The 18,912-nt window shown below is 51.2% G+C and carries 28 protein-coding genes and 2 pseudogenes; 19 read left to right on the top strand and 11 right to left on the bottom strand.

The genetic code is table 11. The annotated features are described in order from the left end of the window. The first annotated feature begins 64 nt into the window (after nt 1-64). The 8 genes from A7C91_RS06145 to A7C91_RS06110 all read left to right on the top strand — a co-directional run bounded on the left by A7C91_RS06145 (nt 65) and on the right by A7C91_RS06110 (nt 6,721). Complete coding sequence (locus A7C91_RS06145; protein WP_068665834.1) at nt 65-496, top strand: translation initiation factor IF-2 subunit beta; 432 nt, start codon at nt 65-67, stop codon at nt 494-496. A gap of 140 nt (nt 497-636) precedes the next feature. Beyond that, nucleotides 637-2,205: a carboxyl transferase domain-containing protein gene (locus A7C91_RS06140; RefSeq protein ID WP_068665827.1), complete on the top strand. Its 1,569-nt coding sequence runs from the start codon at nt 637-639 to the stop codon at nt 2,203-2,205. A 10-nt stretch (nt 2,206-2,215) separates the two neighbouring features. Then, complete coding sequence (locus A7C91_RS06135) at nt 2,216-2,590, top strand: OadG family protein (RefSeq protein WP_068665825.1); 375 nt, start codon at nt 2,216-2,218, stop codon at nt 2,588-2,590. Between the two features lie 2 nt (nt 2,591-2,592). After that, a complete protein-coding gene (locus A7C91_RS06130) occupies nt 2,593-3,045 on the top strand; it encodes a biotin/lipoyl-containing protein (protein WP_068665823.1) in 453 nt (150 codons plus the stop codon). Nucleotides 3,046-3,051: 6 nt separating this feature from the next. Further along, nucleotides 3,052-4,179 (top strand): sodium ion-translocating decarboxylase subunit beta, encoded by a 1,128-nt coding sequence (locus tag A7C91_RS06125; RefSeq protein ID WP_068665820.1) that lies wholly within the window; start codon nt 3,052-3,054, stop codon nt 4,177-4,179. An 82-nt stretch (nt 4,180-4,261) separates the two neighbouring features. Beyond that, a complete protein-coding gene (locus A7C91_RS06120) occupies nt 4,262-5,107 on the top strand; it encodes a CBS domain-containing high hydrostatic pressure regulator HhpR (protein ID WP_068665818.1) in 846 nt (281 codons plus the stop codon). A gap of 37 nt (nt 5,108-5,144) precedes the next feature. Continuing rightward, complete coding sequence (locus A7C91_RS06115; RefSeq protein ID WP_068665817.1) at nt 5,145-6,146, top strand: homoserine dehydrogenase; 1,002 nt, start codon at nt 5,145-5,147, stop codon at nt 6,144-6,146. Nucleotides 6,147-6,196: 50 nt separating this feature from the next. After that, complete coding sequence (locus tag A7C91_RS06110; protein WP_068665815.1) at nt 6,197-6,721, top strand: ASCH domain-containing protein; 525 nt, start codon at nt 6,197-6,199, stop codon at nt 6,719-6,721. Here A7C91_RS06110 and A7C91_RS06105 read toward each other — a convergent pair. From A7C91_RS06105 to A7C91_RS06070, 9 genes are all read right to left on the bottom strand, one after another. Then, nucleotides 6,718-7,377 (bottom strand): ZPR1 zinc finger domain-containing protein, encoded by a 660-nt coding sequence (locus A7C91_RS06105; RefSeq protein ID WP_068665813.1) that lies wholly within the window; start codon nt 7,375-7,377, stop codon nt 6,718-6,720. The genes A7C91_RS06110 and A7C91_RS06105 overlap by 4 nt on opposite strands. Nucleotides 7,378-7,446: 69 nt before the next feature. Next, entirely contained in the window at nt 7,447-7,845 is a 399-nt protein-coding gene (locus tag A7C91_RS06100) for a cell division protein SepF (RefSeq protein ID WP_068665810.1), read from the bottom strand. A gap of 333 nt (nt 7,846-8,178) precedes the next feature. Then, on the bottom strand, nt 8,179-8,352 hold the full coding sequence (locus A7C91_RS11200) for a hypothetical protein (protein WP_199919993.1): 174 nt from the start codon (nt 8,350-8,352) through the stop codon (nt 8,179-8,181). 110 nt (nt 8,353-8,462) lie between these two features. Further along, the gene (gene rrp42, locus A7C91_RS06095; protein WP_068665808.1) at nt 8,463-9,272 is read right to left on the bottom strand and encodes an exosome complex protein Rrp42; all 810 of its coding nucleotides are present in this window, start codon (nt 9,270-9,272) and stop codon (nt 8,463-8,465) included. Nucleotide 9,273: 1 nt separating this feature from the next. Next, nucleotides 9,274-10,023 carry an exosome complex exonuclease Rrp41 gene (gene rrp41 / locus A7C91_RS06090; RefSeq protein ID WP_068665806.1) on the bottom strand — a complete coding sequence of 250 codons (750 nt, stop codon included), beginning with the start codon at nt 10,021-10,023 and terminating at the stop codon, nt 9,274-9,276. Then, nucleotides 10,020-10,790, bottom strand: a complete 771-nt coding sequence (gene rrp4, locus A7C91_RS06085) for an exosome complex RNA-binding protein Rrp4 (protein WP_068665804.1) — start codon at nt 10,788-10,790, stop codon at nt 10,020-10,022. Before rrp4 ends, rrp41 begins: the two co-directional genes overlap by 4 nt. Further along, the gene (locus tag A7C91_RS06080) at nt 10,787-11,497 is read right to left on the bottom strand and encodes a ribosome assembly factor SBDS (protein ID WP_068665803.1); all 711 of its coding nucleotides are present in this window, start codon (nt 11,495-11,497) and stop codon (nt 10,787-10,789) included. Before A7C91_RS06080 ends, rrp4 begins: the two co-directional genes overlap by 4 nt. A 10-nt stretch (nt 11,498-11,507) precedes the next feature. Beyond that, a complete protein-coding gene (gene psmA / locus A7C91_RS06075) occupies nt 11,508-12,290 on the bottom strand; it encodes an archaeal proteasome endopeptidase complex subunit alpha (RefSeq protein ID WP_068665802.1) in 783 nt (260 codons plus the stop codon). A 77-nt stretch (nt 12,291-12,367) separates the two neighbouring features. Beyond that, nucleotides 12,368-12,589, bottom strand: a complete 222-nt coding sequence (locus A7C91_RS06070) for a hypothetical protein (RefSeq protein WP_068665801.1) — start codon at nt 12,587-12,589, stop codon at nt 12,368-12,370. A gap of 54 nt (nt 12,590-12,643) precedes the next feature. Here A7C91_RS06070 and A7C91_RS06065 point away from each other — a divergent pair. From A7C91_RS06065 to A7C91_RS12530, 9 genes and pseudogenes are all read left to right on the top strand, one after another. Further along, nucleotides 12,644-13,101: pseudogene (locus A7C91_RS06065) on the top strand (HIT family protein). 78 nt (nt 13,102-13,179) lie between these two features. Then, nucleotides 13,180-13,467, top strand: coding sequence for a hypothetical protein (locus tag A7C91_RS06060; protein WP_199919992.1), 288 nt, complete (start codon nt 13,180-13,182; stop codon nt 13,465-13,467). Nucleotides 13,468-13,530: 63 nt separating this feature from the next. Beyond that, nucleotides 13,531-13,869: a hypothetical protein gene (locus tag A7C91_RS06055; protein ID WP_068665791.1), complete on the top strand. Its 339-nt coding sequence runs from the start codon at nt 13,531-13,533 to the stop codon at nt 13,867-13,869. A 5-nt stretch (nt 13,870-13,874) separates the two neighbouring features. After that, complete coding sequence (locus A7C91_RS11195) at nt 13,875-14,165, top strand: hypothetical protein (RefSeq protein ID WP_199919991.1); 291 nt, start codon at nt 13,875-13,877, stop codon at nt 14,163-14,165. A 543-nt stretch (nt 14,166-14,708) separates the two neighbouring features. Further along, nucleotides 14,709-15,758, top strand: a complete 1,050-nt coding sequence (locus A7C91_RS06050) for a hypothetical protein (protein WP_068665789.1) — start codon at nt 14,709-14,711, stop codon at nt 15,756-15,758. After that, the gene (locus A7C91_RS06045; protein WP_068665787.1) at nt 15,670-16,110 is read left to right on the top strand and encodes a hypothetical protein; all 441 of its coding nucleotides are present in this window, start codon (nt 15,670-15,672) and stop codon (nt 16,108-16,110) included. Before A7C91_RS06050 ends, A7C91_RS06045 begins: the two co-directional genes overlap by 89 nt. Nucleotides 16,111-16,189: 79 nt before the next feature. Beyond that, complete coding sequence (locus A7C91_RS06040; RefSeq protein ID WP_068665786.1) at nt 16,190-16,585, top strand: hypothetical protein; 396 nt, start codon at nt 16,190-16,192, stop codon at nt 16,583-16,585. Further along, a complete protein-coding gene (locus A7C91_RS06035) occupies nt 16,540-17,013 on the top strand; it encodes a hypothetical protein (protein WP_068665785.1) in 474 nt (157 codons plus the stop codon). The genes A7C91_RS06040 and A7C91_RS06035 overlap by 46 nt, the downstream gene beginning before the upstream one ends. A gap of 534 nt (nt 17,014-17,547) precedes the next feature. Next, a complete protein-coding gene (locus tag A7C91_RS12530; protein WP_082872017.1) occupies nt 17,548-17,697 on the top strand; it encodes a CGP-CTERM sorting domain-containing protein in 150 nt (49 codons plus the stop codon). A 14-nt stretch (nt 17,698-17,711) separates the two neighbouring features. Here the strand turns inward: A7C91_RS12530 and A7C91_RS12525 are convergent. Further along, nucleotides 17,712-17,948 (bottom strand): annotated as a pseudogene (locus A7C91_RS12525) (nucleotide pyrophosphohydrolase); the annotation flags it as partial. A gap of 9 nt (nt 17,949-17,957) precedes the next feature. Next, nucleotides 17,958-18,245, bottom strand: a complete 288-nt coding sequence (locus tag A7C91_RS06025) for a hypothetical protein (protein WP_068665784.1) — start codon at nt 18,243-18,245, stop codon at nt 17,958-17,960. Nucleotides 18,246-18,338: 93 nt separating this feature from the next. Here A7C91_RS06025 and A7C91_RS12190 point away from each other — a divergent pair, with 93 nt between their 5' ends. Together A7C91_RS12190 and A7C91_RS11185 are read left to right on the top strand one after the other, a co-directional pair. After that, on the top strand, nt 18,339-18,467 hold the full coding sequence (locus tag A7C91_RS12190; RefSeq protein WP_267886214.1) for a hypothetical protein: 129 nt from the start codon (nt 18,339-18,341) through the stop codon (nt 18,465-18,467). A 194-nt stretch (nt 18,468-18,661) separates the two neighbouring features. Further along, the gene (locus A7C91_RS11185) at nt 18,662-18,871 is read left to right on the top strand and encodes a hypothetical protein (RefSeq protein ID WP_199919989.1); all 210 of its coding nucleotides are present in this window, start codon (nt 18,662-18,664) and stop codon (nt 18,869-18,871) included. Nucleotides 18,872-18,912: the final 41 nt, after the last annotated feature.

The raw sequence follows: 18,912 nt of genomic DNA, 5'->3' as shown, positions 1-18,912 counted from the left end.
CCTCTATACCACAACTCCAAAAAGTTATAAACGTCAAGGCCTAGGTTAGGTGGAGGTGAGGAAAGTGAGCAAGAAGAAGGTTGACTTTCACGATTTCGAAGGATTACTCGATAAAGCTTACGAGGAGCTTCCCGAAAACGTTAAGCATCACACCTCGAGGTTTGAGGTTCCGGCTGCAGTCGTCACGATAGAGGGCAACAAAACCATAATTGAGAACTTCAGGGACATAGCAGAGGCCATGAACCGCGACCCGAACCATCTCCTCAAGTTCATCCTGCGCGAGGTGGCAACGGCTGGAACTCTCGAGGGAAGGCGCGTCGTCCTGCAGGGACGCTTTACGCCCTATCTCATAGCCAACAAGATGAGGAAGTACCTCAAGGACTACGTCATCTGCCCGGTCTGCGGTTCACCAGATACGAAAATCATCAAGAAGGGACGCTTCCACTTCCTCAAGTGTGAGGCATGCGGTGCTGAAACACCGATTGCACACCTTTGAGGCATTTTTATCATCCTTTGGCCCTTAGGGGCCGTCTTCAAGTTTTAAACAACCCGTTTCGCAGCTTGGGGGAGCAAAAATCCTTTTAAACTTTACAAACTACCACCACCAGACACTCTCAGCTGTTAGGGGGAGTTCTCATGAGCATGGAGGAAAAAGTTAAAGAGCTTTACGAGAGGAAGAAGAAGATTCTTGAAATGGGGGGCGAAAAGGCTGTCGAGAAACAGCACGCCAAGGGCAAGCTCACCGCCCGTGAGAGGATTGAAAGGCTCCTTGACCCAGGGAGCTTCGTTGAAATCGGTACCTTCGTCAAGCACCGCGGAACGGAGTTCGGTTTGGACAGGAAGGAATTGCCAGCGGATGGAATTATCACTGGCTACGGAACCATCGACGGCAGGTTAGTTTTCGTTTACGCACAGGACTTCACCGTTATGGGCGGTTCCCTCGGCGAGATGCATGCGGCAAAGATAAAGCGCATCATGGAGCTTGCTTTAGAGGCCGGTGCCCCAGTTATTGGCCTCAACGATTCTGGAGGAGCAAGGATTCAGGAGGGAGTCGATTCGCTCAAGGGCTACGGCGAGATTTTCAAGATGAACACGATTCTGAGCGGCGTCGTTCCGCAGATTACAGCAATTATGGGCCCTTGTGCTGGAGGAGCCGTCTACAGCCCGGCCATTGGAGACTTCATTCTGATAGTAGACAATCCGGCGACCTTCATGTTCATCACCGGTCCGCAGGTCGTCAAGGCCGTGACCGGTGTCGAGGTTACCCCAGTCCAGCTAGGCGGAGCCATGGTGCACGCCCAGAGGGCTGGTCAGGCTCACCTCATAGGCAAGAGCGACGAGGAAGTTTTGGCGCTAATAAGGCGCCTGATAAGCTACCTCCCGTCCAACAATATGGAGAAGCCGCCGAGGATTAAGACCGGTGATTTACCATTCAGAAAGACCAAGAGGCTCTACGAGATAGTCCCTAACGACCCGAACAAGGGCTACGACGTTAGGCAGGTCATCTACGAGATAGTTGACCGCGACGAGAACGGCAACCCAGACTTCCTGGAGATACTGCCCTACTTCGCGCCGAACGCCGTAGTCGGATTTGGAAGGATGAACGGCCAGACCGTTGGAATAGTCGCCAACAACCCGATACACTTCGCAGGGGTTCTTGATATAGACAGTTCGGACAAGATAGCGCGCTTTGTTAGAACCTGCGACGCCTTCAACATACCCATTGTTACCCTCGTCGATGTTCCTGGCTATTTACCCGGCACCCAGCAGGAGTACGGCGGAATCATAAGGCACGGCGCTAAAGTCCTTTACGCTTATTCCGAGGCCACCGTCCCGATGGTAACCGTCATCCTGAGGAAGGCCTACGGCGGTGCTTACCTCGCGATGGGAAGCAAGCATCTCGGGACTGACTTTGTCTTCGCATGGCCAACCGCTGAGATAGCCGTCATGGGTCCGGAGGGTGCTGCCAATATCATCTTCAGGAAAGAGATAGCCCAAGCCGAGAACCCTGAGGAAGTCAGGCAGGCGAAGATCAGGGAGTACCGCGAGAGGTTCGCCAACCCATACGTTGCAGCTGCAAGGGGATACATAGACGACGTCATCGACCCAGCCGAGACGAGAGCGAAGATAATACTCGCCCTCGAGGCCCTTGAGAGCAAGCGCGTCAAACTACCACCCAAGAAGCACGGCAACATACCGCTGTGAGGTGTGAACCATGGTAACAATAGCTGAGTTAATAGAGAGTCTCAACATAACCGCCATGGGAGTAACGGTGGTTTTTGCCGTTCTCACAATTTTGGCCCTTATCCTTTACTTCGTCGGCTGGCTCGAGAGGAGGATCACGGAGAGAGAAACTCCCGCCCCTGTCCCAGTGAAGGTCGAGGAGACTAAGGTGGAAGAGGAGAAGGAGATACCCCCAAGGGACCTGGCTATCATAACTGCCGCAATTCTGGCCTACACCGCCGAGAAGGCCTCACAGCTGAGGCCTCTACCGTTTAAGAGAAAAGTTTCTGATGCATGGCGCCTCTACGGCATCCAAACTACCATGGAAGAGGTTGAGGACTTCAACTACGAGATTGGGAAGTGGTGAAAATGGCGAAGGTTAAGGTCGTCGTTGATGGTGTCGAGTACGAGGTCGAGGTTGAAGAGCTCGGAATGGGACACTTCAGGGTATCCTTCGAGGACAAGAACTACGAGGTCGAGGCCAAAGGCTTGGGCATAGACCTGAGCGCCGTTTCCACCGCCGCTAGCGCTCCTAGTGTTTCTGTTTCTGCTCCTGCCCCAGCACCGGCGCCCGCAGCACCAGCAGCACCAACTCCAGCGCCGGCAGGTGAGGGGGTAGTTACTGCCCCAATGCCGGGCAAAATCATCAGGATATTAGTCAAAGAAGGCGATGAGGTCAAAACCGGTCAAGGACTACTCATCCTTGAGGCAATGAAAATGGAGAATGAAATACCCTCACCAAAAGACGGCGTAGTAAAGAAAATCCTCGTCAAAGAAGGCCAAACCGTCGACACCGGACAAGCACTCATAGAAATAGGGTGATGCGCAATGAGTGGACTGGAGCAGGCGATAATAGAGTTCATAGAGAGCATGGGGATCTTCCACCTGACAATCGGAAACGTGATAATGATACTCGTCGGTCTCACCCTCGTGTATCTTGCCATACGCTACGAGATGGAGCCGCTGCTTCTCCTGCCGATAGGCATAAGCGCAGTCATTGTCAATCTGCCGCTCACTGGAATAGCTGAGGAACCCCACGGGCTGTTATATCTCATTCACCATTACCTCATAAGCACCGAGATAGTCCCGCTCCTGATATTCTTCGGGCTGGGAGCGATGACCGACTTTGGACCAATGATAGCAGACCCCAAGACGGCTCTGCTCGGCGCGGCGGCTCAGATAGGTGTGTTCATAGCGATGCTCAGTGCTGTTCTCCTCGGGTTCACCCTCCCCGAGGCGGCATCGATAGGAATCATCGGCGGTGCCGACGGGCCCACGACCATATACCTCACCACAAAGCTCGCACCACACCTCCTCGGTGCCACGGCTGTGGCTGCCTACTCCTACATGAGCCTGGTTCCGCTCATCCAGCCGCCGATAATCAAGGCCTTGACGAATAAGGAGGAAAGAAGAATCAGAATGGAGCAGCTCAGGCCGGTTTCAAAGAGGGAGAAGATAATGTTCCCCATTATCACAGCCATCGTCATCAGCCTCCTCGTTCCGAGCGCCGGGCCGCTGATAGGCATGCTCATGATAGGCAACCTCTTCAGGGAGAGCGGTGTCGTAGAGAGGCTCAGCAAAGCCGCCCAGGAGGAGCTGATGAACATAGTCACTATATTCCTCGGACTTGGCGTCGGTTCCACCATGAAGGCTGAGAGCTTCCTGACGATGCAGACCCTCATGATACTCGGCCTCGGTGTGGTTGCCTTCGCCTCGGCAACCGCAGGGGGGGTGCTCCTCGGAAAGCTCATGATGAAACTCTCCGGCGGAAAGATAAACCCAATGATTGGAGCGGCTGGGGTTTCAGCAGTTCCGATGAGCGCAAGGGTCGTTCAGCGCTTGGCGAGCGAAGAGGACCCCGGCAACTTCATCCTCATGCATGCCATGGGCCCGAACGTTGCCGGAGTCATAGGCACAGCCGTTGCCGCAGGAGTTTTACTCTCTGTACTTGGATAACCTTTTCTTCAAATTTTTGACCACCCTAATGAAAATCTTAAATAGTAGAAGGGTGCTTTAACTTAAAGCGGTGGTGAAGAAAATGCGCGTAAAAACTTTGATGACTCCTGACCCAGTGGTGATAGAACTTCCCGCAACGAGGGAATATGCTATTGATCTGTTTAGGAAACATAAGGTCAGGTCTTTCCCAGTCATCAACAAAAACACGAAGGCTCTTGTTGGAATAATAAGCATAAAGAGGGTTCTCCTTCACCCCGACGAGGAACAGTTAGCGATGCTCGTTAAGAGGGACGTGCCTACTGTCAAGCCAAACGACAACCTAAAGAAAGCAGTTCGCCTAATGGTCGAGTATGACTACAGGCGCATCATAGTGGTCGACGAGGAGAACCATGTCCTCGGAATACTCACCGTTGGCGACATAGTGCGCAGATACCTCTCCAAGAACGAGAAGCTCAAGGGAACCACTATAGAAGGCTACTACCAGAAGAACGTCGGCGTTGTCTGGCGTGGAACACCGCTCAAGGCAGCCCTCAAGGCCCTCTTGCTATGCAACGCCATGGCTATACCAGTCATAGACGACGATGGTAACCTCGTGGGAATGATTGACGAGACCGACCTCCTCAAGGACAGCGAGGTTGTAAGGGTCATGAAGAGCACGGCCCTGGCCGCTTCCAGCGAGGAGGACTGGATACTTGAGAGCAACCCCACGCTCCTCTTCGAGAAAGCCGAGCTCCAGCTGCCGAAGAAACCCGTTGAGGACATAATGAACCGCGAGGTGGTCATAGCGACACCCCACATGAGCATCTACGAAGTCGCCCAGAAGATGGTCCAGTACCACATCGAGCAGCTGCCCGTCATAAGAGGCGAGGGCGAGCTCGTTGGAATCATCAGGGACATGGACATAATCAAGGTCATCCTCAACAAGTGAGCTCTTCTCTTTTCCCAACATTTTAGCGGGTGGTTCTATGGAGGTAAAACTATCCCTCTTCGGTTTTGGCAACGTTGGAAAGACCGTGGCGAGGGTTCTTCTTGAGAAGGAAGCCTTCTTCCGCGAGCGCTATGGAGTCGAGTTCAAGGTGGTGAGCATAGCCGACACGAGCGGAACGGTGTGGCTCCCGGAGGGCATCGACCTGAGGGAAGCGCTCACCGTGAAAGAGACCTTCGGAAAGCTCTCGGCATGGACTAACGACTACGAGGTTTACAACTTCACGCCGAAGGAGGCGGTTCAGGAGATAGACGCAGACATCGTTATCGACGTGACGAACGACAAGAACGCCCACGAGTGGCATCTAACCGCTTTAAGGGACGAAAAGGCCGTCGTTACGAGCAACAAGCCGCCGCTGGCCTTCCACTACGCCGAGCTTAGGGAGGAGGCCGAAAAGAGGAACATCCCGTACCTCTTTGAGGCGACGGTGATGGCAGGAACCCCAATAATAACGCTCCTCCGACACGGGCTGAGGGGGGACACCGTGGGGAGAATTGAAGCCGTCCTCAATGCCACAACAACCTTCATCCTGAGCGAGATGGAGAAAGGGTTGGACTTTGATGATGCTTTGAAGGAGGCCCAAAAGTTGGGCATAGCGGAGCGCGACCCGAGCGGCGATATATTGGGCATCGACGCCGGCTATAAAGCGACCATCCTCCACTGCCTTGCCTTCGAGCCTATAACGTTTGATATGGCGAGTGTTAAGGGCATCGTCGAGGTAACGCCCGGAGAGATTGAAAGGGCAAAAGCGAAGGGCAAGACAATAAGGCTCGTCGCCACGATTGAAGAGGGGAGAATCGTTGTGGGGCCTAAAGAAATCCCGAAGAACAGTCCGCTCGCAGTTGAAAGCCACGAAAACGTGGCAGTGATAAAAACCGACCTCCTCGGCAAGCTTGTGATTAAGGGTGCTGGCGCAGGGCTGAAGGAAACCGCCAGCGGGGTGGTGAGTGATATTGTTATGGCGGCGCTGATGATGCGCTGAACTACCCAAACATTTTTTAGTCCTACTGGAAGCCTAACTCCGGTGAGCTCATGGAGCACGTGATAGCGCTCCACCAGGTCTACGGCGAGCTGATATTCAGAGGCCTAAAGACGGTAGAGCTGAGGAAGAGCAGAGCTTTTGGCGAGGGGGACATCGTTTTCCTCTACATAGCGCGCGGAAACCCCTACGAGCTGAGGGACACGCTAAGGAGGCTCGGCCTTCACGAGGAGCAGACGCTGACGAGGAGAGGCACTATAGCTGGAGGCTTCGAAGTAGGGGAGGTCATAAAGGCCGACCTCGATACGCTCTGGGAAATGACAAAGGATACGAGCGGTTTAACCCTCGTCCACGGCGAGAACGGGAAGAAGTGGCTCGGTGAATACATCAAGGACTACGGCTACGCCTTCACCATAGAGAGACCCTTCCTCTTCAAGGAGCCGATGAGCAGAGAAGAAATGAAGGAGCACTACGGCATTCACGTGGAAGGCATAATCCATCTCTCCAGGAAAACGAGAAAGCCATGGGTAAAAGCCCTAATCGAGGACCTCCTGGCAAGGGAGGCAGTGTACCTCTAATCAGCCTTTTCTTCGCCGGCATTCTCTTCCGAGAACTGAGATTCGTCCTTCTCCGGATCAACGATGACGTATGGCCCAAGGCTCAGGCTCTCGATTTCCCCCTGCGTTAAGAGCCTGCTCCTGACCTTCTCACCTATCAGTGCACTGTTGCCGAGGGGGTCCATGATTTTAACTGTGAGCGGCTTTTTGCCCTCTCTGACGTCCTCAAGGTACTGGAGTATCTCATCAACCCTCTTAACGGCTTCCTCGTCGCCCTCCTGCTTCCTGAAGTCCCTGGCCATGAGGAGAGTCTCCCTGACTCTTTCAATCACTCCCTCGACGTTGCTGACAAAGCCTTCCGCGGCCGGGCCGGGCTCTATCTTGACGCCTATCTCGTCGAGCTCTATGGTTCCGCTCTTGCTCCTGACGACGCGCGTGAAGAGGTCCTTCTCGTTCTCCACCTTCACAGTGTAGAGCTTCGGCGGCCTGTCCTCAAGTATCATAACGTCGGCGTTTCTGTAGCCGCAGCGCTCGCAGATTATCGTGGACTCCATGACCTTGCCGAAGTAGGGTATCTCGTGAACGTACTGCAGGGCCTTGAGGGTGCCCTTGCCCCCACAGATTGGGCAATCTCCGAGACGAACCTCCTGAATCTCTCCCTCAGGCTTCTCACTCATCTCACACCACCGAAGAATAGAACCCCTAAGCCCTTTATAAAATCATGGTATGGGAAAAAGAAAACCCCGTCACTTGGCTATCTTTATGTCTGCAGGGGTTAAAATGAGCTTTATCTCGTGCTTGCAGATTTTAGCGGCCTGGCCGCCGAGGGCACTCACCATACCCTTTATCTGCTCCGCGACCTTCTCAAGAACCTCCTGCTTGACCTCGAGCGGGGTGAGGTCGACTAAAACGATGTTGCCGTTCTGGAGCTCCTCTGAAATCTTCTCGAGGTCGGCATAGCTGGTGACGACGATCTTCTTGAGGTACCTGACCTGGGGCTTGACTAGCTCCTTAGCAAGAACATCCTCCTCAAGGGGTACAACATCAATGTCACGCCTTGGAGCAGCAACCTCCTTCTTAATAGCAGTGGGTGGCTTCCTTTTGATATTTTCGTCCTTCTTTTTGAGGCTATCAAACAATCCCATAACCTGTTCCCCCCAGTTAATCGTAAGGCTGGATTAATTTGGGCATTGGTGTTTATATCTCTTTCTGAAACTCGCCTGACCCTTCTTGCCGCAGGCGATAGAGGCCAAAGCTACAAGGGAAAACTTTCACAAGGAAAAGCAATCCAAACTAAGAGAAAATCTTTTCAATAGATATTCGACAACAGGTTTTTTATTATAGCGCTAGGTCTAATTTACTATTTATTATAGAAAAACACATAAAATAATTAATGTTGTTGTATTCCTATGGTGATATAGTTCATTAAATAAGACAGGTGATTATTATGACCTTTAAAGATCCCCTTTGCAAAAATCCTAAAGAGTACTGAATTCATAAAGCAGGCCGCATTTTTCACCCTCCTCTGCATTGGCAGGTTCTTTTTTCCGCACTCGAAGATAGATGGGGTATTTTCCAGCCAGTTTTACCAGTTGCTCACAGCTTATTTCATCATAACACTCGGGATAGTTTTCAGTTATGAGCTCCTCCATGACTCATTCTCATTCAGGAGAGATGAATTTTGAGGGCAACTCAAAGGATGAGGGAATTCTAGTAGGCAAAAGTAAACACCAACGGGTACCAAAGGACAAAAGAAAAAGGCTCACTCGGCCTTAACGGCCTCGAGAACTTTCTCCCTTATCTCGGCGGCCTTCTTGAGGGCAATATCTACTGCATACATTACCTCCTCGAGCTTAAAGGAACCGCCCTCACTCTTCTGCACGGAGGAAATCATGCCGTCCTCGTCGGTGGTTATGGTTATCCTGCCATCCATAACGCGCTCCTCGTCGAGGTTCGGGTCAACGAGGATGTTATGCCCTATCTTGGCGAGGGTTACTGGAATCGGTATCTTGCTGACTGGCAGGGGCTCGTACTCGTCGAGTATCTGCACCTCTCCACTTTCCTCGTCATAGATGACATTTGGCATCTTGGCGCTGAGCAGGGCGGCGATGGCACCAATGCCGCTCGCATCCAGCAAGTTGCCGTCGTGGTCGAGCACGTGCACGTCTATGAAGACGACGCGGACGAGCTTGCCAGGAACTATGACGAGCTTTTCGAGTTCAACCGCTCCGCTCTCCCTTATGCCCCTGTCAACAACCCTTGCGAGCTCGATGGCTCTCTCGTCTGGCGGGCCAGGCTCGAAGCTCGGCGACGCAAGTGGAACGAGCTCGACGTTGGTGGTTATAACCCCCTTTTCAGGGAGGTCAGGGAACGGTTCGCCCATGTCTATCTTGATTCCGACGAGAACCTGGGTGTTGCCAAGCTTTACCCAGGCGGAGCCTTCCGCCTTCTCGATGACGTTTACCTTTATCTCAAGGTCACGGTAGTCCTCCAGCGAGCGGCCGTCGACGCGCTTGCCCTCCTTGAGGAGCGCTAAGATGTGATCCCTCATTATCGAGGCCATGACTTCCATCTCACTCACCTCCACCGACCTCCTCTGCTATCCTGAGATACTTCTCCTTCAGTGCCTCCCTCTGCTTCTGGTAGACGGCCTTTGCGCCCTTTATGGCCAGCCTTACCGCTTCCACAAACTCGTCCTTGGTAAGGTATCCGTCCATCTGGAGGAGTGTTATGTCGTTCTTGAGGGGCATTATGGCCACTGGCACATCTGCCTCACCGTAGTTGTCCTCCTCCTTGTTGAGGTCGAGCACTATCTCACCCTCTATCTTTCCGGCAGCACAGGCAGAGACGAGGTCCCTCATCGGTATGCCTGCATCGGCGAGGGCGAGGGAAGCAGCAGTAATTCCGGCCACCCTAGTTCCCGCATCCGCCTGGAGAACCTCGATGAATATGTCTACAGCGGTCCTAGGGAACATTTCGAGGATTAAAGCTGGCTCAAGGGCTCCGCGTATGACCCTGCTTATCTCGACGCTCCTCCTGTCAGGCCCGGGCTTCTTCCTCTCCTCGACGCTGAAGGGAGCCATATTGTAGCGGACGCGAAGAATAGCCCTGTCCGGCCTCTGGAGGTGCTTTGGATGAATCTCTCTCGGACCGTACACAGCAGCAAGAATCTTATTCTTACCCCATTCAACGTAGGCCGAACCGTCGGCGTTCTTAAGCACGCCGACCTCCATCTTAATCGGTCTGAGTTCGTACTTCTTTCTTCCATCTACCCTTCTGCCGTTTTCATCTATGAGCTTCAAATCCCTAGGCTTGCCCATCATTCTCCTTCACCCTCTCCCGCGGTTGGCTCTTCAATCTGAGGTATCTCCTCAATAACACTCTGCTCCTTTAGCTCCATGAGCCTCGACTGGAGGAACTCCTTGACCCTGTCGGTGAGCCCCTGGGTGTGGCTCTCCCTGTCCACCTTGAGGATGGCCTCTATGGCGAGCTTTTCGAGCTCCTCGTTCCTTCCGCTGACCCACACCCATCCGTTCTGACCGACAATTATCCTCGTACCTGTCAGCTTCTTGATGAGGTTTATCATCGAACCGCCCTTTCCTATAAGCCTCGGAACCTTAGAGGGCGTTATTTCGACTATCTGGCCGCCCCTAAGCGGCCCACCCTTGAAGGGCATTCCCTTTGTGGTCAGGTCTATCTGGTTTATCTCGTTGTAGGCTTTTATTTTGGCGTAGATTATGTCGCCGATATCGAATATCTTCCTGAGATCCGTCTTGAGGATGTCGATTCTCTCCTCCACGGCATCTTGAACGCGGAGACTCGCCTGATACGGCGCACCGATATCAACCATCCAGTTGGAGAACTTCACGTCTATTATCTTGCCGATGACGTTGTCGCCGACTTCTGGAATGTAGGGCCCCTCGAGTGGGATTACCCTTATGGAGTCGTTCCTTATCTCAACGAGTCCTACAACAGTCGAGTAAATCCTGTTTCCTTCCCTGAAGGTACCTCTACCGCTCTTAAACGGCCCCTGTGCCAAGAGTGTTCCTGGAACCACTAATTCCCTATTTTTTACAAAAATCCTCCTCATAGTCCCTTCCTCTCTATAAGTTTAGTTATAGCGTTACCCTTTGTAAGGGCGTTTAGCTTTTCATAAAATTCCTCCTCAACCCCACCGGGAATCTCAATGAGGAACATCCACGAACCGTCGCTGGCCCATTCCTCGCGCTTTATGGTTCCGAACTTCCTGACTTCACCATATGCCTTGCCGACGTAGTCCCCTGGTATCTTAACCGCGATGACCTTCATCTCCATCTTGAGCGGCAGAATCGGTCTTATTGCCCTGATGATGTTGGGAACCTGAGCCTCTGCGTCCTTGAAGAGGTCCACGTGGACACCGGCTTCCTGCATCGCACGTAGAATCCTGTCTACGGGATGGGGAAAACCAGTCCTTGGATCAACGGCATGCCTGTGGATTATCGTCGCTATATAGCGCCTCTTCTCTTCGAGCATCTGGCGCCTCTGATCAGCGGTGAGCTGGACATCCCCTTTACGGAGGATCACCTTGGCTACCTCGTAGGGGTCGCTGGTGCCGAATACCTTCTCCATTTCGTGCTCACTCGCTTTGTCGCCCTTGTGGGCGTCCTTAAAAACGTAGGGAGTGGCAAGGATTTCCTCTATGGGGACGTCCTTGCCTTCCTTGAAGTCCCTCGCTAAGTAAGGATCGACGAGTATCTCGAAGATCTCGCCGTGGGTCTTCAATCGCGCTATCACTGCCTTGTCAACACTGATGGGCATTGCCCTCACCTCAGTAGTTGCTGTCGAGCTCCGAGTAATCCTCTTCCTTTTCCTCGACTTCCTCCTCCTTGATCTCCTCAAGGATTTCGTCGAGGTACTTGGCGACTTCGTCCTTGTCGAGCTTCTTCCAGCGCTTGTCTTCCATGGTTATATAAGCAACCTCTATGCTGTCTGGGGTTGGCTCCTCGAGGGTCTTCGCGAGGGCGAGGATGGCGAGTTTTACCGCTCCTTCCATGTCAAAGTCGTCGCTGTAGTGTTCCTCGAAGATGGCCATTGCCGTGTTCCTGCCGCTGCCTATGGCAACGGCCTTCCACTCGAAGTAGGCACCACTCGGATCGGTTTCAAAAAGCTCGGGCTTTTCATTAACCCCCGCCATAAGGAGGGCGGCACCGAATGGCCTCACACCGCCGTACTGGGTGTGGGCCTGCTTGAGGTCACATATCTTCTTCACCAGAACGGTAAGCGGGACTGGTTCGCCGTATGTCAGTCTGTAGACCTGAGCCTCCACGCGGGCCCTATCAACGAGAACCCTCGCGTCAGCTATTATACCGCTAGGAGCTGCCGCGATGTGGTCGTCTATCTGGAATATCTTCTCGTAGCTGCTCGGCTCTATGAGCTTGCTGGTAATCCTTTTTTCAACGGCCAGAACGACACCATCCTTCCACTTGACACCGACCGCGGTGGCTCCTCTCTTAACTGCCTCCCTCGCATAGTTCACCTGGAAAAGCCTTCCGTCAGGGCTGAAAACGGTAATAGCCCTGTCGTAGCCTGCCTGCGGTGGCACAAACGCCATTTTACATCACCTCTATGGATTATCGCAATACCTTCCACTCTCTTGGGATAATTCTCGAACCGCCTAATTAAGCTTTTCTATTCTCCCCTAAGGGCCATAACCGCCATCTTTCTGGCGATCCTCTTTGCAATCTCCAGCGGGATGAAGGCAAGCAGGAAGACAATGACTGCCAAGACCAGCGAAACCGACCTGTCGCGGGGCTGGAGTATCATAAGCGCGAACGCCACGAGCATCAGCCCGAGTCCAGTGGCGAGGAACTTTTGATATGTCTTCTTTAAAGCATCGAGCCTCTCGTCCATCTCATCCACCGAGGGGTTTTTATTCCGAGGTGGTTTTAAGCCTTTGGTGTTGGCATGGACTGTCCCTTCTGCAACCCCCGGGAGGAATTGATACTCTACGAAGACGGGCTAATCAGAATCCTGATTGACTCGTATCCAGCAAACAGGGGGCATCTCCTAGTGGTTCCAAGGAGGCACGTCGAGCGCTGGGAAGACCTGACAGAAGAAGAGAAGGCCACACTGGTCAGGGGCATAGACCTCGCGATAGAGAGGCTGAAGAAGGCACTCAAGCCTGATGCGTTTAACATTGGCATTAACCTTGGGAGGGCGGCGGGCAGACGGTTCCCCACCTTCACATGCATGTGATTCCAAGATGGGAGGGAGACTGCAGGCACCCGCGGGGCGGCGTCAGGAAGGCCGTTCTAGATTTGGAGGACGAGAACCTCAGCCTAAAGGAACGCTGGGAGAAGAACAGGATGAGCGGGGAAGAGGTCAAGCGGCTGAGGAAGGCATTTGAACAACACTTTGAGTAATAATTTAATTTGTCTCCTAAATGTTTTTATCCACAATCTCCAATACTCACAATACAACGACCTTCCCTAGTGATACAGATGAGGCGATTGGTTGTAGTAGTTCTCGCCGTGCTGCTCGTACTGAGCGGCCTGCCACAGACAACAGGAGCCTCATCAGACATCCAAAATGAAAGGGGCGTTATTAACCCACTCTTCGAGAAGTGCCTAAACGCTCTCCAGACCGCCGCTCCAGAGGAAAAAAGGGCAATACTAAAGCTAATGGAAGCCCTTCTCAACGGCACACTGAACGGGGAAATGGTGATTTCAGAGAACATGAGGATCAGAAACGCACATTGGAACGGAACCGACTTGATATTCCAGATCTAGTGGTACAACGGCACCGAGCCCACCATAATAAAAACTTACCTCTGGAGGAATCCAAGGAGAGCGTTGGAAGCCATTCAAAGGGAAAAAGATGTCAGCACGTATTCAGTCCAATCAACGGAGAGCATTAACGACGAGTTTAAGGTTGAACTCCTTTCAACCAGCTCCATGGTTCAAATAATAGACGTTAAGTATCTAACCAACGATGGAACCGGCGAGTATGCCTACCTGTATAACCCCAGCTCTATATCTCAGAGCTTAGAAGGGTGGCACCTTCTCGATGATTATGCATATAACAACCCAAGCTGCTGGATAAAGAACACACCCAAAGATAATTGCATCGATGCTTTTGGCAGGGATCATTCAATAGAACTCAGCAGTTCCGCATCCCCTACACTCCCATAAAAATTTTGATAGCCAGCTCTCCAGAAAGCGCGATACTAAACAACGATGGCGATGTCCTGTACCTTATAGACGCTTGGGGCAATGTGATTTCAAGATACCAGTACTACGCATCACCGGAGATTGCCATTGAGGGGATTACAATACACCCAGATCCGCCGATAGACGGGGAATACATGTCGCTGACCTTGAAACTGGACAACAGGGGTGCACTCGACGGGACCGGAACTATAGAGGTATACGTAGACGGTACGCTGGTAAGGACTGAAAGAGACGTGAGCGTGAGAAATACAGTGTAAGATACTACAGCGTTTACAAGGTATGGACAGCAACTCCCGGAAACCACACGCTGGTAGTCAGGTTCGTTCCAGACTACAACGGAGAAACTGCCACCATTGGAAAGACATTCCACGTAGACGCTACTCCCCACCCATATATCAGTGAAGTAAGGTATAACACTCCGGTAATGGATTATCCCCTGAGGTTCAACATCACAGCCAAAAATCCAACAGATACAACTCAAGATATACAGCTCACGCTTTTGGTTGATGGGGGCTAAAGTTGATGAGTTCAGTAGAGGATTCATCTACGCCCATAAAAAGTAGGATGGATTTATCTAATCTGGAGCCAGCCAACTGCAGGCTATCACAACTTCACGATAATAATGACCGCCGAAGACGGCTCAACGAGCGAGTGGAGCAGAAAGATCTACGTGAGGTCCAACTCCCCACCGAGGATTGAGAGCGTTGAATTTCCAGGCCAAGTGTACGCCAACGAGAACAACACCGGCCAGGTTTATGTTTATGACCCCGAGGGGGATACTGTAAACGTGTGGGTAAACGTTGGCGAACGCTTCAGTTTTCCCGTTCCCCAGGTGCCCTCAGAAGAATCTCGTCCTATACAATTACATCAACTGCCAAGAAAACGTTACCATTGAGTTCACCCACGTAGACAAGTACGGAAAGGTCGGGGAAACCTACAGAATGAACGTTACAGTTATTACAGACAGTGAAAGAGACGGGTGGTGCAACGCGGAGGATATAGAGCCGTTTAGAGACGCAACGATGACTGTCTATATATTTAAGTACCGGGAACTCGATGCAGTTAGCGGAGACGTCAGCTTAAAAACGTTTACACTCATAAACGGAAGATATCAAGAAGTATACACCTCACAACTTGCATATATGACCACAGACTACGAAAAGAGAACCCTCCTTGGAGAAAATATTTTCAGCAATCTAGAAGAGCAGGCAATAGCAAAGTTCACCTTTGACATCCCAGACAACGCAGAGACTATAGATTTGTGGTTAAACCTGAACGATGGAGAAAACGTGCTGGATATCTCACCAACATCCTCTCTATTTGCCCATATAGTGTTTAACACTCTAACCGGAACCTGGAGCGGCGACGACTATCCCGATGACCACAAAGAGTACTTCAGTTACGGCCACCTGAGCGGCTGTGGCGACGGCTCTTGTGGAGATTTAGACTCAAGCACCGACATCGAACCCTTCTCCAAGCACTACGACGAGCTTGAGGCTCTTGGCTACGATTTAAGCGTTGTAAACATCACAGACGTTCATGGCTGGGACGGAATAGACGAGCTGGAGATAAAAGACTACCAGAGCGGAACCCTCTACCAATACACAAATCCTGAAGAAGCCGTGCTCTTCACCCTAACACTCCCCAACGGGACCCAGAGGAGAGTCCTCCTCATCAACAAGTGGAACGCCGAAGTGAGGGCAATAAGGCTGAACGATGAAGTGAGTGCAACCCCCACGGGGGGCAGACAAAGACGCCAACATGAGCAACCTCACGACCAACGCAACGCCAAAGGCCAAGAACGAAGCCAAATACGAGGCAACGCTCACTTTCAGGAAGGGGAAGGATAGCGTCAAGACCCTCAGCACCGAGTCAGTTTCGAGTTCAGAAACCTCAACTGAGACGAGTTCACTGACCTTTGACGCCGTTGCAACCTCAACGGACGTTGATGAGGACGATGCAGAAATATGGTTCCTCATCAAGCTGAACGACGCCGACGGTGATGGGATACCATTCCACAGAGAGATGGAGCTTAACAAAGAGCTTGGAACCAACAAGTTCTCGCCAGAGCGTAATGACACATACTACGACTACGATGGAGATGGAGTCCCGAACGCGGTGGAGCTGTTCATAGGGAAAGACCCCCGCGAAGCCCGACGTTCTTGGGATAAAGCTCTCAGTCGCGATTGGTTGGAAAGCTGACGAGGATTACCTCAAAAAACTAATCAAAGGCTTTCAGAGGGCGAGCCAAGTAATCTACGATTACACCGATGGCTACGCAATGATAGCTGAAATCAGCATAAAGAACAACGTGCAGGTGGGCAGTGAAGAGTGGGAGAACTCAATGGTACGGATCGAGGAATCCGGCGGGTTTTATACTAGTCATGGTTTCAGGTACTGGCTCTGGTTTAAAGAGAATTCAACAGTGCCCAAAGGTTACGTTCACCTCCAAAAGGACTGGTATGGCACTCCGGAAAACCTTGGATATTACAGGGGCGTGGCTCACGAGCTTGCACACTTTGTCTTTGGTATTGACGACGAGTACGGTGCACCATTCTCATGGGACTATGATATGGACGGAGATACGGATGGATTCACACTGGAATATGTGCTCGAAACAGAGTACGGGATATGCGGATTCGAGGGAATAAGAAAGGTCATGACGATTCAAAAATAGCCACCGAACTAAGCACAAAAGGCAATCCAAACCAAAAGAACGATTACGACTGGTTCTACAACGAACTCCTCGAATACGACAAAAAACTGAGAGAAAAATTTGGATATGGGCTAATTAAAGTCATAAAAGATCACAACGGGCCTAACGATCTAGACAAACTAGAAGAGATAATGCTAACTCACTGGCACAGAACGTACATTATCAATCGGATACCTCGGAACATGACCTCAGCGTGGGAAGTTGTATTCGCCCTACTTACGATAGGTCATACTTTATCATATAACGAAGTGTACGATCAGGATGCAAAACTGTATATTGACTTAGACTTTAATAGGATCCCAGATTCAACACTGCCGGTAGACTATACTCCAAAGGTTGGCCCGTACACTGGAGTCGGCTACTATTTAAGGATCAACTGGGAGGGATGAGAGTTGAAAAGGATCGCTTTTGTTCTTTTCGTTTTTTCCCTTCTTATCGTACTGCCAAAAACAAATGCCATCAGTATCTGGGATGTTCTCAAAGAAAATGATACCGTGTTATGGATATTAGATAAAGGTGGCCCACACCCTACTTCTCCCCCATTAAACCCGCTTAATGACTCAGTGATTGACAAAATATACACTATCCTTCCATACAATGAGACACATATCAAAACCCTCACATACTATTCATCCGGGAATAGGATAAACAGATTTGACACATACTACCCTCACACTCCAACCGTCCCATTCAACCTTTCTGACTGGAATCTCTTAAAGGTTCTCGAAGAATACCAATGGGGGGTTAAAAACTATCTGCCTAATATTACCGGAGAGCACTGGGAAAAAGGTTACTGGAACAGCACAATAACCAGATGGGAGGTTGAACTTAACGCAACCACTTTTAAAGTAGTCCTGTACGGCGGGTACTGTGGTGAATGCGAGCAGTACATTACCTTCGAATGCCAGAGAGGAGAAAACAACATGACATGCAAGTGGAACGAACCAGTGTTTAAAGTTATTACCCCACCCTGGGCTCGTAGTGAGAACACAAAATCAAAAGACATCTGCGGACCAGCTTTGTTAGTTGGATTAGTGTTGGTTCCCCTACTCGTAAAACAGAAGAAGAGGTAGTTTCCAAGCTCATGGGCGAGGAGTGTAATGTAGATTATGACATCCGCAATCTCGTCGGCTATCGCTTCCCTTTTGGTTGGGTTCTCGGCGAGTTCAAGAATCTCCTCGTCGGTTTCCCACTGGAAGTGCTCCAAAAGTTCGCCGAGCTCAACCACTGCCGAGATGGCGAGGTTTTTGGGCGTGTGATACTTCGCCCAGCCTCGTGCATCACGGAAGACCACAACCTTTCTCTCCAGCTCTCCGAAGTCCATGAAACCACCTCAGTAGACGTGGGCGTCGGTGTTTCTCAGCAACTCAAGCATCTTTAGGAACTCCCTGAGCTCTTCCTTGGAGAAGTGGTTCTCCGCCTCATCCTCCGGGTCGAATTTGCTTAGGTATTCTCTGGCCTTCATTAGGTCATCAAGATCCTCCTGAAGCTCTAAAGCGCGCTGGGTGAACTCATAGCTCGTGTGCGGGCTCTCAAAGGCCCTGTTCTGGTTGGCTATTATGGCAATCTTAATGTTGGCTATCGTTTCGTCGAGCAGTTGGATGAGTTCTCCAATCTTCATTTCCACCACATTGAGACTTTCTCAGCCAGAATATTTAAGCTTCTCCCGGAAGGTTCTTACTCAATAGCCTAGGAAATGTTTATGGTGAGACCTATGGACTTCGACCTCTTCATGAAGAGGTACGGGCATAAAATACTGTTCGGAATCTTTGGAGTTGTGCTTCTTGTAATAATAGGTACCCTTCTGGCATCGTTCTACCTGCTGTTCAGGTTCATTGGATAATTTGCCGCTGGCCTGGTAATCGTTTTTTGATAACCTACGCCTTCACAGTAAAGAGACCCATCATGGACGCCCCGGCGCAGGCCTACGCCAAATACTTCTACGACGACAGGAGGAAGCGTTAGGGGAAGAAAGATAAATCTTGGGTTTCTTCATGGAGAGAATGGATATAAGCTCCTTATGGTCTTTATGGCCCCGTGGTCATTGGAATAATCGGAGCACCTGTGGTCCTGATGGCCATCGGCCTTAAGGAGGACATCACCTCAGTGGCCATTGTAATACTTCTCTTATTCCTGATGGGTGCCGCTATCTTTGCCTTCTCAAGCGGCCGTCAGAGCATCAGCAATACATTCACTAGGACACCCAACAGGGCATTCTACGGAAAGAAGGAAAAAGGGGAAAAGTGACTTTCGAAAATTTTTCGATTTTTACAGGTACTTTTCTGAGC

The sequence above is a fragment of the Thermococcus piezophilus genome, from assembly GCF_001647085.1.
Classification (GTDB): Archaea; Methanobacteriota_B; Thermococci; order Thermococcales; family Thermococcaceae; genus Thermococcus; species Thermococcus piezophilus.
This window is presented reverse-complemented; position numbering and strand designations above follow the sequence as displayed.

Bases quoted from the DNA above. Each gene is read 5' to 3' on its own strand.
- A7C91_RS06140 (WP_068665827.1), top strand. From the start codon at position 637: ATGAGCATGGAGGAAAAAGTTAAAGAGCTTTACGAGAGGAAGAAGAAG.
- A7C91_RS06135 (WP_068665825.1), top strand. From the start codon at position 2,216: ATGGTAACAATAGCTGAGTTAATAGAGAGTCTCAACATAACCGCCATG.
- rrp41 (WP_068665806.1), bottom strand. From the start codon at position 10,023: ATGATGGGCAAGCCTAGGGATTTGAAGCTCATAGATGAAAACGGCAGA.
- psmA (WP_068665802.1), bottom strand. From the start codon at position 12,290: ATGGCGTTTGTGCCACCGCAGGCAGGCTACGACAGGGCTATTACCGTT.
- rrp4 (WP_068665804.1), bottom strand. From the start codon at position 10,790: ATGAGGAGGATTTTTGTAAAAAATAGGGAATTAGTGGTTCCAGGAACA.
- A7C91_RS06115 (WP_068665817.1), top strand. From the start codon at position 5,145: ATGGAGGTAAAACTATCCCTCTTCGGTTTTGGCAACGTTGGAAAGACC.
- A7C91_RS06070 (WP_068665801.1), bottom strand. From the start codon at position 12,589: ATGGACGAGAGGCTCGATGCTTTAAAGAAGACATATCAAAAGTTCCTC.
- A7C91_RS11200 (WP_199919993.1), bottom strand. From the start codon at position 8,352: ATGGAGGAGCTCATAACTGAAAACTATCCCGAGTGTTATGATGAAATA.
- A7C91_RS06100 (WP_068665810.1), bottom strand. From the start codon at position 7,845: ATGGGATTGTTTGATAGCCTCAAAAAGAAGGACGAAAATATCAAAAGG.
- A7C91_RS12190 (WP_267886214.1), top strand. From the start codon at position 18,339: ATGGACTTCGACCTCTTCATGAAGAGGTACGGGCATAAAATACTGTTC.
- A7C91_RS06025 (WP_068665784.1), bottom strand. From the start codon at position 18,245: ATGAAGATTGGAGAACTCATCCAACTGCTCGACGAAACGATAGCCAAC.
- A7C91_RS06040 (WP_068665786.1), top strand. From the start codon at position 16,190: ATGATAGCTGAAATCAGCATAAAGAACAACGTGCAGGTGGGCAGTGAA.
- A7C91_RS06110 (WP_068665815.1), top strand. From the start codon at position 6,197: ATGGAGCACGTGATAGCGCTCCACCAGGTCTACGGCGAGCTGATATTC.
- A7C91_RS06060 (WP_199919992.1), top strand. From the start codon at position 13,180: ATGAGGCGATTGGTTGTAGTAGTTCTCGCCGTGCTGCTCGTACTGAGC.
- A7C91_RS06130 (WP_068665823.1), top strand. From the start codon at position 2,593: ATGGCGAAGGTTAAGGTCGTCGTTGATGGTGTCGAGTACGAGGTCGAG.
- A7C91_RS06105 (WP_068665813.1), bottom strand. From the start codon at position 7,377: ATGAGTGAGAAGCCTGAGGGAGAGATTCAGGAGGTTCGTCTCGGAGAT.
- A7C91_RS06080 (WP_068665803.1), bottom strand. From the start codon at position 11,497: ATGCCCATCAGTGTTGACAAGGCAGTGATAGCGCGATTGAAGACCCAC.
- A7C91_RS06045 (WP_068665787.1), top strand. From the start codon at position 15,670: ATGAGCAACCTCACGACCAACGCAACGCCAAAGGCCAAGAACGAAGCC.
- rrp42 (WP_068665808.1), bottom strand. From the start codon at position 9,272: ATGGAAGTCATGGCCTCGATAATGAGGGATCACATCTTAGCGCTCCTC.
- A7C91_RS06120 (WP_068665818.1), top strand. From the start codon at position 4,262: ATGCGCGTAAAAACTTTGATGACTCCTGACCCAGTGGTGATAGAACTT.
- A7C91_RS06125 (WP_068665820.1), top strand. From the start codon at position 3,052: ATGAGTGGACTGGAGCAGGCGATAATAGAGTTCATAGAGAGCATGGGG.
- A7C91_RS12530 (WP_082872017.1), top strand. From the start codon at position 17,548: ATGACATGCAAGTGGAACGAACCAGTGTTTAAAGTTATTACCCCACCC.
- A7C91_RS06035 (WP_068665785.1), top strand. From the start codon at position 16,540: ATGCGGATTCGAGGGAATAAGAAAGGTCATGACGATTCAAAAATAGCC.